The sequence below is a fragment of the Micromonospora sp. CA-240977 genome, assembly GCF_050942285.1.
In the GTDB taxonomy this organism is placed as follows: domain Bacteria; phylum Actinomycetota; class Actinomycetes; order Mycobacteriales; family Micromonosporaceae; genus Micromonospora.
Map to the genome: position 1 here is coordinate 5174677 of NZ_CP192055.1, position 15579 is coordinate 5190255.

At 67.8% G+C, this 15579-nt stretch carries 11 protein-coding genes and 1 tRNA gene; 9 read left to right on the top strand and 3 right to left on the bottom strand.

Translation table 11 applies throughout. The annotated features are described in order from the left end of the window. Positions 1–375 precede the first annotated feature (375 nt). The 7 genes from ACQPWW_RS23420 to ACQPWW_RS23450 all read left to right on the top strand — a co-directional run bounded on the left by ACQPWW_RS23420 (position 376) and on the right by ACQPWW_RS23450 (position 6985). Positions 376–1362: an AraC family transcriptional regulator gene (locus ACQPWW_RS23420; protein ID WP_433125554.1), complete on the top strand. Its 987-nt coding sequence runs from the start codon at positions 376–378 to the stop codon at positions 1360–1362. 885 nt (positions 1363–2247) lie between these two features. Continuing rightward, entirely contained in the window at positions 2248–3183 is a 936-nt protein-coding gene (locus ACQPWW_RS23425) for an MBL fold metallo-hydrolase (RefSeq protein ID WP_433125555.1), read from the top strand. A gap of 42 nt (positions 3184–3225) precedes the next feature. Further along, positions 3226–4005 carry an SDR family NAD(P)-dependent oxidoreductase gene (locus ACQPWW_RS23430; protein WP_433125557.1) on the top strand — a complete coding sequence of 260 codons (780 nt, stop codon included), beginning with the start codon at positions 3226–3228 and terminating at the stop codon, positions 4003–4005. Positions 4006–4282: 277 nt separating this feature from the next. Then, positions 4283–5350, top strand: a complete 1068-nt coding sequence (locus ACQPWW_RS23435) for an Atu2307/SP_0267 family LLM class monooxygenase (RefSeq protein WP_433125558.1) — start codon at positions 4283–4285, stop codon at positions 5348–5350. A gap of 5 nt (positions 5351–5355) precedes the next feature. Then, a complete protein-coding gene (locus ACQPWW_RS23440; protein WP_433125560.1) occupies positions 5356–6024 on the top strand; it encodes an NADPH-dependent F420 reductase in 669 nt (222 codons plus the stop codon). Between the two features lie 232 nt (positions 6025–6256). After that, a complete protein-coding gene (locus tag ACQPWW_RS23445) occupies positions 6257–6445 on the top strand; it encodes a hypothetical protein (protein ID WP_433125561.1) in 189 nt (62 codons plus the stop codon). A gap of 222 nt (positions 6446–6667) precedes the next feature. Further along, the gene (locus tag ACQPWW_RS23450) at positions 6668–6985 is read left to right on the top strand and encodes a hypothetical protein (protein WP_433125563.1); all 318 of its coding nucleotides are present in this window, start codon (positions 6668–6670) and stop codon (positions 6983–6985) included. 1005 nt (positions 6986–7990) lie between these two features. Here ACQPWW_RS23450 and ACQPWW_RS23455 read toward each other — a convergent pair. From ACQPWW_RS23455 to ACQPWW_RS23465, 3 genes are all read right to left on the bottom strand, one after another. Then, positions 7991–9010 (bottom strand): tyrosine-type recombinase/integrase, encoded by a 1020-nt coding sequence (locus ACQPWW_RS23455; RefSeq protein WP_433125565.1) that lies wholly within the window; start codon positions 9008–9010, stop codon positions 7991–7993. Then, entirely contained in the window at positions 9003–9284 is a 282-nt protein-coding gene (locus ACQPWW_RS23460; RefSeq protein WP_279519566.1) for an AbrB/MazE/SpoVT family DNA-binding domain-containing protein, read from the bottom strand. Before ACQPWW_RS23460 ends, ACQPWW_RS23455 begins: the two co-directional genes overlap by 8 nt. A 327-nt stretch (positions 9285–9611) precedes the next feature. After that, positions 9612–9695 (bottom strand) — tRNA-Leu (locus ACQPWW_RS23465). Between the two features lie 233 nt (positions 9696–9928). On the opposite strand from ACQPWW_RS23465, the gene ACQPWW_RS23470 reads away from it, so the two are divergent. Then, the gene (locus ACQPWW_RS23470; protein ID WP_433125566.1) at positions 9929–12760 is read left to right on the top strand and encodes a tetratricopeptide repeat protein; all 2832 of its coding nucleotides are present in this window, start codon (positions 9929–9931) and stop codon (positions 12758–12760) included. A 176-nt stretch (positions 12761–12936) separates the two neighbouring features. Then, on the top strand, positions 12937–15561 hold the full coding sequence (locus tag ACQPWW_RS23475; protein WP_433125569.1) for a fibronectin type III domain-containing protein: 2625 nt from the start codon (positions 12937–12939) through the stop codon (positions 15559–15561). The last annotated feature ends 18 nt before the right edge of the window (positions 15562–15579 follow it).

Consider the following 15579-nt stretch of genomic DNA (forward strand, 5'->3'; position numbering starts at 1 on the left):
TGACATGTTCACCTCTGCCTATTGGAAGCAATTCGTCAGCATGGTTACTGCCGGGGAATCTGAGGGCGCGACAGGGAAGACCAGCATTGAGCTAATAACGGCCGTTCGACGGCTAGGCACGCATACGCCTTGTTGGCGTACTAGGATGAGGTTGATGCGGCCGGGATTTCTGAATGCCGGCCACGAGGATGACGTTCGCGGCACCCCAGATGTGAGCGGCGAGTTCGCTGCCAGATCGCCGGCATGTGGATACTCATCGTCCCCTGCTCACTCGTGGTGACACTGGCTGGAGCAGAATCTAGGCGCGGCGCGTACCGGGGGACCATGACCACGAGTCCTGGTTGATAGCCGGATCGTCCAGACTGGGGAGGTCGCGTGGATCCGTTGTCCGACGTGCTGGGCTTACTCGACGTGCAGGTCGCTCCACCATGCCGACTGGAGACGGCCGGCGAGTGGGCTCTGAGCTTCGCCGAATACCGGCACATCCGGGTCGGCGCGGTGCTGTGCGGCCACCTGTGGCTGACCACCGACGGTGCCGAGCCGCTACTGCTGCAGGCTGGCGACTGCTACCTGCTGACCAGCGGCCATGCCTACACGGTCGGCTCCGACCCGGACCTGCAGCCGGAAGACGGGATGGCGGCGTTCGAAGCCGCCTGGCCAGACACCGTCTACCACCACGTCACGCCGGGGGCCGCGGCGGAGACCTCGGCGATCAGCGGTGCGCTCTCGTTCGACGACACCGCCGCCGCGCTGCTGCTCGACCATCTGCCCGCGGTCGCCGCGATCCGGGCCCGCACCGGCGAGGCCACAGCCCTGCGCCCGGTACTGCAGCTGCTCGCGAACGAAACCTCGCTCGATATCCCGGGCACCGGGGCGATGCGCGACCACCTCACCCACGTGCTGTTCGTCCAGACGCTGCGAGCCGTGCTCGCCCGCCCGGACACGGCGCTGGGCTGGCTGCGGGCATTCTCCGACGAGCGATTGCGCCCGGCGCTCGCGCTGATCCACGCCCAACCGGGCGAGCCATGGACCGTCGCCAAGCTGGCCGCGTCGGCCGGAATGTCGCGCAGCGCGTTCGCCTTGCGCTTCAAGACCACTATCGGGCTCTCGCCCTTGGACTACCTGCTCCGATGGCGGGTGCAGTCGGCGGCGCAGCTGCTGCGGGCCACCGACCGCACCGTGTCCTCGCTCGCCACCCAGTTCGGATTCGGCTCCGAGAGCTCATTCATCCGCACGTTCAAGCGTCTGACCGGCCACTCACCGGCCCGCTACCGCCTCGAGCGCGTGAGCAGAATGTCAACCACTTTTCCGGTCATTTCCGGGGACGAAACACCGCCGCGTGACCAACGGTCGACCTCCTGAACGCGTTGCCGGTGTGCGTCACAAAGACCCCCAGGCAACGCATCACCCCAGGCCCCGCACCGCAGCAGAAGCGCCAGGCGAACGTCGTGCACGTCAGGTCGGCGACGGCGGCGGCCTTTCCAGGTTCGCTGATTGAAGGCTACGACTCCGCCACGGAATGGACATAACACACCGAACGTAACGGTCGCGGCGTCCTCGTCGTGCGGTCAGTCGTGGCCGGTCACACGAGAGCAGCCGCGTCTTTTGACTGCGTCAACGTGCACGACCAGGCGCCGCTCGTCGACGACCCGCTGGAGATGAGCGAGCGCCAGCCGGGCACGTCGAGCCAGGCGTTACGCGGCTCTTGAGGCCTTCCGGATGGGTGGAAACCGGCGGCATCCGGACCTCGGCCACAGCGCGGAAGATGCCCTGCCCGGCCAAGATCAGAGCCAGCCCCGGTCCGCCCATGGGACCACTCGGCATGTGTCGATCCGGAGGTGTCTTCTCGATCGAAACACCGGCTCGTCAGACCACAGGAGTGGCAACGACGCTCCAGATGGAGACAGGAACTCACGTCGATGACTGCCACGCCCGAAGCCAGAGTCCAGGGCGGCAAGTGGCGGTGCTCACAACCCGCCCCTATCGCCGGAGGACGTAAGCGGGGTAAAGTCCGGTTAGATCCGACGCTCCGGACAGGGGTTCGATGTCTCTCCGAGCTCGGGGAAGGGCCGTCAGACGCCGCGCTTCGGAGTGTCGTAGGTCTGAAGCCTGCGCCTTCCTCGTCGGTCCGTCGGTGAAAGCGCAGACAACCTCGAAAGGAGCTCACGCAATGTCGGATAGTGCAGCGCAAACGCTGTCTCGGCCTGGGATTCTGGCTGCCGCCATCGGCGCAGGCGGTGAACGGGCATGAACGGCAGTGACACGGCGAGTCTGGGCCCGAAGTACCGGATCGGCCGGATTGAGGCACGTCGCATCGTGGAGTGGAACGCCCACCTGTTTACCCGGGATCAGGTGTTCCCCGATTCCAGTCGGCAGGAGTGGCTGGCGCAGCGGTCCTGGCTTGAGCCGCGGTTCTGGAACGCGGAGAACGACGCGGTCACCTTGACGATCCAGTCGTTCCTGCTGGAGAGCGACGGCAAGCTTGTCCTGGTTGACACCGGCATCGGCAACGGTAAGAAGCGTCCGACCGCTCCGCCGTTCGAAAACTTAAGTACTTCCTTCTTGGAACGCCTCCGCGAGGCGGGCGCAGCGCCCGAGGACATCGACACGGTGGTGTTGACCCATCTGCACTCGGACCACGTGGGGTGGAACACTCGGCTCGACGGCGAAGTATGGGTTCCCACGTTCCCCAATGCGCGGTACCTGATCTCGCAGGCGGAGTTCGACTACTGGAACCCAGAAGGCAGCCGCGCAGCTGGTAACCCGGACGCGGACCAGGCGCTCGTATTCGCTGACAGCATTGCGCCGATCCTGGCCAGCAATCAGGTAGAGCTGTGGACCGGTTCATTCTCCATCGCTGCGGGCTTGGATCTGGAACAGGTACCGGGACACACTCCCGGCTCTGCCGTTCTGAAGGCCCGCTCCGAACAAGACAGCGCGGTGTTCGTCGGTGATCTGCTGTCGACGCCGATGATGCTGAGCCAGCCCGATCTGTGCGCCAAGTACGGCGACCACTGGATTGATGACGACCCGGACCGGGTCCGCGCTGCGCGCCGCGACCTACTGACACGCGCGGCGCACGCGCATACACGGGTCGTGCCCGCGCACGTCAACGCCGACGCCGGCGTTTTCGTCACCCCCGCTTCCCACGGATTCACAGCATCCGACGGCATGGCCGCCTGAGCGAGCGGCACACCTCGAACGAACGAAAGGCGTGATCACACGATGGCATCAGACCTGGACTTCACCGGCAAAACGGTTCTCGTGACCGGCTCGGGACGCAACATCGGCCGCGCGGTCATCCTCGAGTTCGCCGCACGGGGCGCGAACGTCGTCATCAATGCCCGCGACACCGACACCGACCGGGCCGAGGCCGAAGAAGTCAGAAGCGAAGCCGAGAAGCACGGCGTCGGTGCACTCGTCGTCCTCGGCGACGCCGCCGACCGCGACACAGTGGCCCGGTTCAAGGAAGCATCCGAGCAGCACTTCGGCCGCGTCGACATCTACGTCAGCAACGCGATGCACCGCATGTACCGCGAGTCGTTCTTCGACACGACCGATGAGGACTGGCACTACTACCTCAACCAGCAGCTGACCGCCTCCTGGTACCTCGCGAAGGCCTTCGTGCCCGCCATGAGAGACGCCGGCTGGGGACGCATCATCCACATGAACGGACCGAACGCCTGGACCGGGTCCTGGGCAGCCGCCCCGATCTCATCCGGGAAAGCCGGCCTGCACGCCCTGACCAAGTCGCTTGCCTCCGGACTCGGCCAGTACGGGATCACCGTCAACGACGTCAACCCAGGCTTCGTCGACGTCACCCGTGACTCCGGACTGGACGACTCCACAGCAGTGCGCAGGGCCGCCACCGAGCAGATGGCGATCAAGCGAGTCATCCACCCTGACGAGGTCGCTTGGACCTGCGCCGTCCTGTCCTCCGAGCGATCCGGGGCGATCACGGGGACCGTCATCAACATCGACGGCGGTCGGGCAGTCAGCCACTGACAGAATGCCGCGCTCTCACCTCGAGCGGCCAGGAGCACGATCACGGCAAGCGGTACCTCGTTGGCGGGTGCCGCCCCCGGGGCCGCGTCGGCGACATGGTTTTGACGGGTCTCCGGGACCAGATCGTTGGGCGCGTTCAACAGAAATGTTCGCGCCTCCAACGGCGCACCCTCTGGCCGGCGCTGTTGTCGTCCAGCCAGTGCGGGCCAACCACATTATCGAAGCCTCGTAGTTGTGGTGCTTCATCGAGCCGTGAAACGTCCGTTGGGAGTTCGTGATGGAACTTGAGTTCGGCGTCGAGACCTTCGGAGACGTACTGCGCACCACCGATGAGCCGCGGGAAACCTACGCTCAGGCGCTACGCCATGTCGTAGAGCAGGGGGTGCTCGCCGACGCCGTGAACATCGATTTCTTCGGTATCGGTGAGCACCACCGCTGGGAATACGCCGCGTCGGCGCCCGAGATCCCGGCAACCGCCATCGCAGCCCGTACCCGCCACATCCACGTCGGCACCGCCGTGACGGTGCTCAGTTCCGATGATCCGATCCGGGTGTTCCAGCGGTTCGCCTCGCTCGACGGGATCTCCGAGGGCCGCGCCGAGGTTATTTTAGGCCGCGGATCATTCACTGAATCATTTCCGCTGTTCGGCTATGACCTTCGCGACTACGAAAAATTGTTCGAGGAAAAACTCGAAATCTTCGCCCTTGCCCGCAAACAGCGCCCGTTCTCCTGGAGCGGCTCGACACGGGACCCCCTGCAGGACCAGCAAGTCTTCCCGTTGGTGGAGGACGGGTTGCTCACCACCTGGGTGGGCGTCGGCGGAAGCCCAGAATCAGTTGTCCGAGCCGCCCGGCACGGCTTCCGCCTGATGCTCGCACTCATCGGGGGGTCACCGAGCCGCTTCCGACCATATGTCAATCTTTTCCACCAAGCGTCAGACAAATTCGGGCAAGCACGACAGCCGGTCGGCATGCATTCCATCGGCCATATCGCCGACACCGACGAGCAAGCGAGGGAAGCCTTCTGGCCCGCGTTACGAGAGATGGCGGAACGAATCGGGAAGCTGCGCGGCTTTCCACCCATGACGCGCGCTGATTACGAACGGTACATCGGACCGTCCGGTGCCATGGCGGTGGGCTCCCCGGAAACGGTCGCCCAAAAGATCGCCCGTAACGTTCGCCTGCTCGGCATCGACCGCTTCGACCTCAAGTACGGCAACGGCGGAATTCCCCACGCAGATCTGATGCATGCCATAGAACTCTACGGATCCAAGGTCATTCCTCGGGTACGCGAACTCCTCGCCGCCGAACCTTCAACTGATGAGCGCGCGCATCAAGGACTGTGATCAGGATGACGACCATCGGTTTCGTAGGAGCCGGTCAAATGGGTAGCGTCATAGCCCGGCTCTCCGTCAAAGCTGGCTACGACGTGGTGGTCAGTAACTCTCGTGGGCCAGAAACTCTTGCTGATCTGGTGGCCGGACTGGGACCGCGCGCCCGCGCTGCCACGGTGACGCAAACGGTAGCCGTAGCAGACCTCATCGTCGTGAGCGTCCCTTTCAAGGCATATAGACAGGTCCCTTTCCGCGACATGGCAGGCAAGGTGGTTCTCGACACCAGTAACTACTACGCCGATCGGGACGGAAACATACCCCAGCTCGACAGCGGCTCCCTGACAACGGCCGAACTGCAACAGCAGCAGATGGGCCGCGCCCACCTGGTCAAGGTATTCAACAACATCAAACATACACATCTGGAATCCCTGGCCCGCCCTGCCCAGGCCAAGGACCGTACCGCCCTGACGGTTGCCGCCGATGACCTGAACGCCAAGCTCGCGGCCACGGCTTTCCTCAAGAAGATTGGGTACGATGTCGTCGATGTCGGCTCCCTGGCCGACAGCTGGCGGGTCCAACCCCACCAGCCCGCGACCGGCACGATCTACGGCAGCTACACCGACCCGCTTGGCCGGCCTGTCAGCATCGGGAAGGTTCGCATGGCGGTGGCGGCCGCACAACGGTAACGCCTGCAGCCGTGTTGTCCGGTGCGAAAGGTCGGCGAGGCGGCGTGGTGCGGCCATGTAGCAGCGATACCCGGCCGGGCAAGATCGATACAGCCATCCACGCCGTGATCCCCTGAGGGAAGCGTACTCCGAAAGAAGTCGCGCCGGGCTGATCCGCTTGACAGGTGATGCTGGCGAGCCTCTCGCCCGGGCATACCTTTCGCGGAACAGCTCTCGCCGCCGAAGCAGCATCGTGAACGGTCGCCCACAACGCCGTGGTTGCCCGCCAAGACGAAATCCGCGGGTCGATGATGGCGACGACATCGTATCCGTACAGAACCTGTTCAACCTCACGAACCGCCAAGCAGAGCCGCTGCTGGACTACGCCACCGGCAGCGGAATCGCCTTCATTCCCTGGTTCGGCTCGCAACCGTCGCGCTGACGAAAAGTTCGGGTTCCCTCCTGTATCTGGCGAGGCCGCATGACGCGACGCCATCGCAGCATGCCCCGCTTGCCTCCTCCGACGCTCCCCCGCAATGCTGCCCATGCCCAGCGCCTTGACCGTTGCCCACCTTGACAACAACGTCCCGGCCGCCACGATCGAACTGCCGGACGCCAGATTCGAAGCGATAACCGACGCATTCTGAGCGGTGCGCCACCATCGGTGGCCGACGCGCTCAAAGCCAAAGGGCTCCGCACCTCAGAGGAGACCCTCCGCAAGCTCCGAATCGGAGCGCACGACAACCCCACAGCCTCCACGCTCACGGCCCTGGCCGAATTCTTCGGCGTCGGCGCGGGCTACTTCCTTGACCCGGCCCCGGTCAGCGCGAAGGTACAAGTGATGACCCGCTCCATCGAACAACTATCCGACGGGGCAAAAGAGGGCATCGACGCCATCATCCAAAGCACTTTGAGGATGGAGCGAGCCGCGCGGGAGGCCGCCCAACTCGCCGCCGAGCAAGCCCGGCGAGACGCGCACTGATCTCGCTGTCCACAACGCGGGCGAACCACCCGACTCGCCCGCAGCCGCAATCTGGCCCCGGCAATCCCACACTCTCGCCTGCACCGCGACGACCGGCCGCGCGCCTGCGGCGACTTCGGGCTGCCGTCTGCAGTTGCCAGCCTGCCGGAATCACGAACCGAACCAACCAATGGTGGTCGCATCTCCACGTACGCCAAAGCCGCAGGTCACCGTCGCCTCCGACACCTCGAAAGCGCATGACGAGCAGGTGCATGCCTGGTCAGAGCTGAGGTTCATCGCTAGCGTCACGAGGCTCCGATGCCAGACGGCGTCAAGAGCCACCGGTGAACGCCACGGCCGGAAGGGGCGTATTGCATGGTAGATCGATGGGCCGTAGAGCGTGCAGTTCGAGACGCTGACTGTTGTCTTGACCCTTCCGGGCGCCACGTTATCCTGACACTTTTGACCTGGACCGATACCGCAACCGCGGTGATCCCTCCGCAATTCTCGCCGAGCTTGACAGATTTGGAAAAGGCGACAGGTTTGGCCCGTTCCACCATCGGTGTCTGGCTGAACCGACTTGAGAAGTTGGGCTGGGTCATCCGGTTCAGGCCGAAGGTGGAAGATGCTCGCCGCAGAAAGGCCCGGACCGCCTATCGCCTTCGAGTTCCCACGGACTCAGGGGTTGGTACGGCCACAGAACCACCGCTAGTACGACAGCCGGACAGATCTAGTACGACTGCCGGACTGGATCCAAACAACAAACATCGTCCCACCGCGCGAAGCTCATCGAACACCCGCCCAAGTCACTCCTACACCCCAGGAGCCAATGGCTACTGCTCTTATCCCGATTGCGGCAAGTCCGCGCCGCTTCATTAACCAGATCAACCAGTCGTTCAGAACTCCTCGGAGGCAGATGCTAATGACAGCCGCCCAATTCACGGTGAGGTCCCTACTTGCGCTTCCATACCGCCGACAGATCCCGCAGTGGGGTCCGGCCCCGCAAGACCGGACCCCACCAGACGACTAGGCTAGAGGGTGCGGCTCATTGGTAAGCGCCGACAGGGCAGCGGCGATTTCCTGCAATGTTGCTTTCACGTAGGTGGCTGTAGTGCCAGCATCGCCGCCACTCTCTGAATGGCCGGCGTAGGCTCTGGCGATAGCGCAGCCAAAATTCCTTTCCACCCACGTCAAAGTAGTGTGACGTAACCAGTGGGTGCTGATCTGTTGCACGTAGACCCACGGCAGGTGCTCGCCGATGCGTACCCACAGATGGTCGTAACGCCGGTACGTGATGGGCGCACCGTCCCGATAGCGCAGCAGCTGCCCCGTCACTGTCGCCCCCCGCTCCTCAGCATGCCGCTGTAGGTATCTCATCAGCGTGGGAGAAACTGGTTGCCAACGTACCGAGTCCGCCTTCTCTCGAAGCAGAATCAAACATTGGTCCGGGTCAAGGTCAACCGGACGGAGCGCCAGAGCTCCACCGCGCCGACACGCCGTTTCGGTATGCAGCCGCAAGAGCAAGGTGTCGAGGGCCGGATCGTTACCCGTGCTGGCTGCGACCTCGTTTATCTCGGCCAGCCGCGTGTCCGCCACCGCCCGACGCGTGCTGGGCAAACGCCGCGGCTTCGCCACCTTTAAAGCAGGGTTGTCAGACTCTGCGATGAATCCATCAGCTACCGCCCTCTTGTAGAGACATCGCAAGGCGGCAATCAGATGCTCCGCCGCACTTCGGCCTCCGCGGGCATTCCGCCGGGCCACAACGTGCGCCTTGACGTACTCCGCCAACTTCTCAATCTCCGACGGCGTGGGCTCGTCCAGCCTGCGTTGCCCCCAGTGCTCCACCACTCGGTTCCAGTAGGAGCCATAGGCACGCCGCGTACCCGCCGACACCGCAGCCGCCACCACGGGAACGTATTCGGCGAAGGTCGGCGACGGAGGCCGAGCCACGGCGGCCTCCAGAAGGTCGGCGGGCGAGATGCCCATCCGAGCAAGAAGGAGCCGAGCCGCGTCCAACTCAGCTTGACTCGCCGATGCGTCACTCATGCTCGCCCCCGAAGACCGCATCGTGAGCCTGCCCAATCATCTCGTCGAGCTTTGCTGGCGGATGAACCACCAGGCGGTTGCTGGCTGATTCAGCCACGATGAGTACGCGGTCGCCAGCGGCGAGGCCGCACCATTGACGGACCACTGCCGGCAGTCGGACGTGGCCTTCCTTCGTTACCTTGAAGACGCCTTGCTTGTCAGCTGATACGACGATCAGCCCTCGACGTTCCCGGATACTTAGCCGCAATCCGGGGGGCCACTGGAGTTCCTTCATGGCGGACCGATCGGCGATTCGGCCGCGCGAATCGAGCGTTGCCAGTCCATAGAGGGCTGTACGGCTTCGAGTGACAGCAAGGCTCGGAAGCCTTAGCGGAGGACGCCTCATGGCCGCCGCGGGGGTGCCAGGAGCGACGCGCACGCCCGGCGCCGAACCCGGCAGGACAACGGCGGGGATCACTGAAGAATCGCCGCGCGTCATCGGGGAGCTCGCTCAACGACAGCTACTGAGAGTAGCGGAAGGCGAGGCGTCAGAGGGGACTCTGCGGTGGTCAAGCATCCTTGACCACCGCGACGTTCACGTCGCACACATGATACGTACTCGTGTCCGAGGGGGGACTTGAACCCCCACGCCCTATACGGGCACTAGCACCTCAAGCTAGCGCGTCTGCCATTCCGCCACCCGGACCTACACGTTCAGCCTACCTTGCCGACCAGATGATCTTGCCACCCGATGGTCGGTACGGCGGGCCGCACGGGGAGTTACTGTACACGCCACTCGTGGATCATGCACATCGCCTTCCGGCGCCCCTCTCCCGGCACTTTCGCCGCTGCTCACACCACCTCTTGCGCGTCCACCGACTCGCCGCCCGGGGCGTGTCCGGGTAGCGTCCGGCGGCCCTCTGACGGCAGCATTGCCACGTGTCCCATCCCTCCCCCCTGGCAGCCGCCCAACACCGCGCCCTCGCCCTGCGTGCCACGGGCGACCTCAGGGCCGCCCGGCAGCTCCTCGCGGAGGCCGTCGGATCCGCTCCCCCGCCGTACGGCGAGGATCATCCTGAGATGCTGCACACCGCCCATCTGCTGGCCCGGCTGCACCGCGAGGCGGACGACCCGCTCGCCGCCCGCCGGGTCCTGGAGGAGGCGTTCGCCGCGGGCGAGCGGCGCTGGGAGCATTCCGATCCGGTGATGCTCGCGCTCGCCTTCGAACTCGCCGAGGTCGCTGAGGAACTGGGCAACCGGCACGAGGCCCGCCGCAACTACACCCGCGTCGCCGCCGCCGGGCCGGCCACCCTCGGGGAGCACCACCCGGCGGTACGCGCCGCCCGCGCCTACCTCGGCCCGTCCGCGTCGATGCCCACCGAGCAGCACGGGCCGGTCCCCGATCCGGGTCCGGCCGCGGCGGCGGAGTCCGGCATCCGGTCGGCACTGTCCGGCCCGACCCTGTCCATGGCGACCCTGGCCGCGATGCGGCCCTCCGCTGATGGCCCGGCGCCCACCAACTCGCCCTGGGCTCCGCCGCCCCCGCCGGCCTCACCTTGGGCAACCCCTCCAGGGGTACGCGGCCCCGCGGCACCCCATCCACCCGGCCCCGCCGCCGCAGGACCGGCTCCGGTTTCTCGGCGTACGCCCGCACCTCCCCCGAGCACGCCGCCCGCCGCACCCGCGGTGGCGCCCCGCCAACGCGGCGACGAGCAACCGCCCGGGTCCGCCCGACCGGCGGTCAGCCAGCCACCCCGGCCGGTGCCCGAGAGCCAGCCGCTCCGATCGGGAGCGGAAGGCCCAACAGCCCAGCCCAGCACCCAGGGCCAACCACCCCGGCCGAGGGCCGAGAGCCAGCCACCGCCGTCTGTGCAGCAGCCGCCACCGCGACCGGCGTCCGGGCCAACCGCGCCGCCCCGTCAGCGGCCGGGCGCCCAGGCGACCCAGCCGACGGTCGACGTGCCGCACCGGCCGGCGACCCCACCCGCCCCGACGCCGGCCGGCACCGCGCCAACGTCGGGGGTGCCGGCACCTCCGTGGGACAACCCGACGATCCAGGTACGACAGATCGAGCCGCTACTCGCCGAGGAGGCTGCCCGAACCGCAGCCGGACCAGTCGGGGCGACGGGACCGGTCAGTGCGTCCGCCATCGACGCGACGTCATCGGGCCAACCGTCACCGGCCGCTGGGCAGTCAGGGCCGGCGCATCCGGTGAGCGGACCGCCAGCCCTTCCGGTCAGCGGGCCACCCGCCGCCGCACCACCGATCGGGGCGCCGCCCGGCCACCCGTACCCGGTCTCCGGACCGCCGGCGCACCCGTCCCCGACGTCCGGACCGCCGGCCCATCCCTACCCGGTCTCCGCGCCGCCGGGCCACGGACAGCCCGTCTCCGCACCACCCCGACAGACCTACCCCGTCTCGGCACCACCCGGCCACGGGCACCCTGTCTCCGCGCCACCCGGACACATCTACCCCGTCTCCGCGCCACCCGGCCAGGGACAACCTGTCTCCGCACCACCGGGCTTCGGGCACCCTGTCTCCGCACCACCCGGACACACCTACCCCGTCTCCGCACCACCCGGCCACGGACAACCCGTCTCCGCACCACCCGGCTTCGGGCACCCCGTCTCCGCACCACCCGGCTTCGGGCACCCCGTCTCCGCACCACCGGTGAGTGCGCCGCCCGTACCGCCGTGGGGGTTGACCGCGCCGCCGTGGAGCCGCAACGCCCCACCGCAACCCCTGCCCACTCCCGGTGTCGACCCCGCCGAGGGGTCCCCTACCGACGTGGACGACGGTGGCGCGGACGGTGAGCTCGGGTTGGGTAGCGCCGATGCCGCGGTGGTGCCGACACAGCGGACCCGGGCCGTGATGTCCGATCAGACCGAGGTGATCCCGTCCGTCCAGCCGGACAGCGACCCGGCCAGGGGTGCCGCCAGTTCGGCCCCGTCCGCCGCCGTCCCGCCCGCGCCGACCGCCGCACAGTCGAGCGTGATCGTGCCGTCGGCCGAACCGACTCCGGCAGCGTGGTCGACGGACCCGGCCGCCGACCCGGCCGGGTCGCTGCCGACCGCACCGCGAACGACGCCGGAGCAGCACCCTGCCCACTACCCGACCCACGACCACTACCCGACCCACGACCCGTACCCGGGCCAGGACCAGTACCCGACTCACAATCAGTACCCGACTCACGACCCGTACCTGCCCCGGGAGCACCAGCCGATCCAGGTGCCGTACCCGGGACAGCAGTACCACCCGGCGCACGACGGGTACCGGCCGTCGTACCCCGATGGGGGTGGGTCGGCGGGGCGCAGCCGCGCGACGCTGATCGGCGCGGCGGTGGCGGCCGGGGTGGCTATCGTGGCGGTGGCCGGTCTGGGTGTGGTGGTGCTGACCCGCGACGACCCGCCGCCCGCGGGGACCACGCCGACCGCCGCGGCGCAGGCGACGGTCGGGCCGCCCCCCGGCGATCTGAAACTCCGCGACGACGCGACCACGATCACGCTGACCTGGACGGACCCGTCCGGTGGTGCGGTGCCGTTCATGGTTGCCGCCGGTCGGGCCGGGCAGCCCCTGGGGGTGATGGCCACCGTGGACCCGGGTAGGACCAGCTACACGGTCAACGGGTTGAACTCGCGAGTGGATCACTGTTTCACCGTGTTGGCGGTCTACTCCACAGACAGCTTCGCGACCTCGGGACAGGTCTGTACGACGCGGGAGCGCGCCACCCCGCCTGGGGGCGGTCCCTCGGTCCGCCCGTCGCCGAGTTGAGGCGTGCCGCGCTCAACCGAGCTGAGCTGGGCGTCCACTGCGCACACGCTCGGTATCCACAGGGGTGACGGTGCGGGTTCCCCCGTCACCAGCAGCGCCATATGATGGCACCCGGCTCAGGGGAGGGGTTGCCGCGAGGCACGCCACCTGCCACGACTCACGGGAGGCAGCCGGCTGTGGCCAGCATCGAAGACGCCGTTCAGACCGACGCCCCCCGTTCCCGGTCCCGGCTGCGGGGCGGGCTGGTGACCGTCGGCACGGTGGCCGCGCTGCTGGCGGCCATGGGGCTGACGGTTCTCGGGCTCGGCGCGGCCGACAACGCGGTGGCCAACTACGACGCGAGTTCGTGGCTGTGGAGCGCGGCGCGCAGCGAGCTGGCCCGGGTCAACGGGGTCACCGCCCGGGTGGACACCCGCACCGAGATCCCCGGTGCCGTCCGGCACCCGATGCAGATCACCCAGACCGACCGGCTGCTGGTGCTGCGTGACCTGCACACCGGGCAGGTCAGCTCACTGGACCTGGCCACCCTGCAACTCACCGCGACCACCCGGACCACCCCCGGCCTGGGCGTGAGTGTCGCTCTGCACGAGGACTCGGCGTTCGTCGTCGACGCCGTGCAGGGCATTGTGCGGCAGCTCGACCCGCGCTCGCTGACCCCGGTCGGCGAGCCGGTGCACTATCCCCCGGGCATCACCGGCGGCACGTTCGACGGCGCGGGCCGGCTCTGGATCGCGGTGCCGAGCCAGGGCACCGTCTCGGCGATCACCGCCGCCACGTTGCCGTCCGCGCCGGCCTCGGCCGCGCCCGCCGGCGCCGGGCTCAGCCCGAAGCAGGTCGAGTCGTACGACGTCGCCGAGGCCAGTCACGAGCTGGTGGTGTCCACCCTGGATGAGGGGGTGGCGGTGCTCGACCGCACGGCCGGGAAGCTGGTGCGGGTGCAGCAGGGCAAGGTCCACCCGACGTCGTTGACGCTCTCCGGTGCGGCGGCGATGCCCACGCGCACCAGCGGGCAGCGGGTTCCGGTCACCGTGCCCGCCGAGCGGCGGGTGCTGGTGGTGGGTGACGGTGGGGAGGAGCGGGCGTTCACGGTGCCGGGCGAGGGCGACCGGCTCAGTCCGGCGGTGGCCTGGGCGGACCGGTTCTACTGCGCGGACGAGGCCACCGGCAAGATCTACACCTTCGACGCTGGCGGTCAGCTGGTCGAGACCATCAACGGGCGCGCGAACGGCCCGCTGGAGCTCGAGGTGCGGGAAAATCACCTGTTCATCAACTCGCCCGACTCGGCGACCGCCCGGGTGGTGGACGACAAGCACCAGGTGCGCGAGGTCGACAAGTACGCCAACGACGTGCTCGGCGGTGACCCGCCACCGGTTGCCCCGCCGCCGCCCCCGCCGAAGAAGCCCCGGGTGGGCAAGCCGAGCGCGCCGCGCAGTGTCACCGCCGCCGCCGGCAACGCCCAGGCGCGGGTGAGCTGGCGGCCGGCCGCCGCCAACGGCGCCGACATCATCAAGTACGTGGTGGAGGGCGCCGGCCAGCGCCTGGAGGTGGGCGCCAACCAACGCGCGGTGGAGGTCAAGGGTCTGACAAACGGCGAGACGTACCGGTTCGCGGTGCACGCCGTCAACGCCAAGGGCGACGGTCCGCCGCGCAACAGCAACCCGGTGACCCCGACGGCCGCGGTGCCCGACCCGCCGGCGAGCGTGACCGCCCAGGAGCGACCGGACGGCACGGTGCTGGTGAAGTGGCCGGCGGCGAACGGCCAGGGCAACACCATCGCGCGGTACGCGGTGACGGCCAGTTCGGCGGGGACGAACGCGCCGGTCGGCGAGTCGAGGAAGACGGAGCTTGTGGTGCCCGCCGGTGAGCTGGAGTTCGGCACCCAGTACGCGTTCACCGTCGTCGCGGTCAACGACAAGGGCGCCGGTTCGGCGGCGTCGCCGGTCAGCAACACCGTGGTGCCCTTCGCGGCGCCCGGCGCGCCGCTCGACCTGCGGGCCGGCACCGTCGCCAACCAGCCCGGCGCGGTCACGGTGCAGTGGTCGCCGGCCGAGGACAACGGCCGACCGGTGTCGAAATACCTTGTGGACGTCGGTGGGCGGGTCAGCGAGGTGACCGACACCCGCACGACCGTCACCGGGCTGGGCAACGGCCAGAACGTGACGGTGAAGGTGAAGGCGGTGAACGAGGCGGGTCCCGGTCCGGAGGCCACCGCCACCGCGCGTACGGTCGCCGAGCCGCGGGTCACGGTCACCGGCTCGTCGTCGACGGCGGTCGCGGCGACTGTCACGTTCACAGTGGACGCGGGCGGCGGTCAGGCCACCTGCGCGGTGAGCACGCCGGGCGAGCCGACGAAGACCGGGGCGTGCTCCAGCATCACGATGACGGGCCTGACGCCGGGCACGGCGTACGCGTTCACTGTGACGGCCACCAACGCCGCCGGTAAGGGCACCGCCACGAGGACCCAGGCCACCCAGGCGCTGTACGGGGTCGCGACCTGTCGCAACGGCGCTTCCGGGCCGGAGTCGACCTACTGCGACCAGGACGTCAGTGGCCGCAACGGCAACGAGATCTTCAAGGTTGCCGAGCAGGACAACGACAAGCAGGTCGGCTGGGCGGAGCCCGGCACCCGGCTGAAGGCGTACTGCAAGAAGTCGGGTGAAGAGGTCTACGCGTACATCTACAACAACGACAAGCGCAGCACCTGGTGGGTGCAGGTCGAGTACAGCGGGAAGAACTACATTCCCTGGGCCTGGCTCAACCTGGAGGGCGGCGACAACATCAACGTCCTGCCCACCTGCTGAACCACCAGGCAAGGAGCA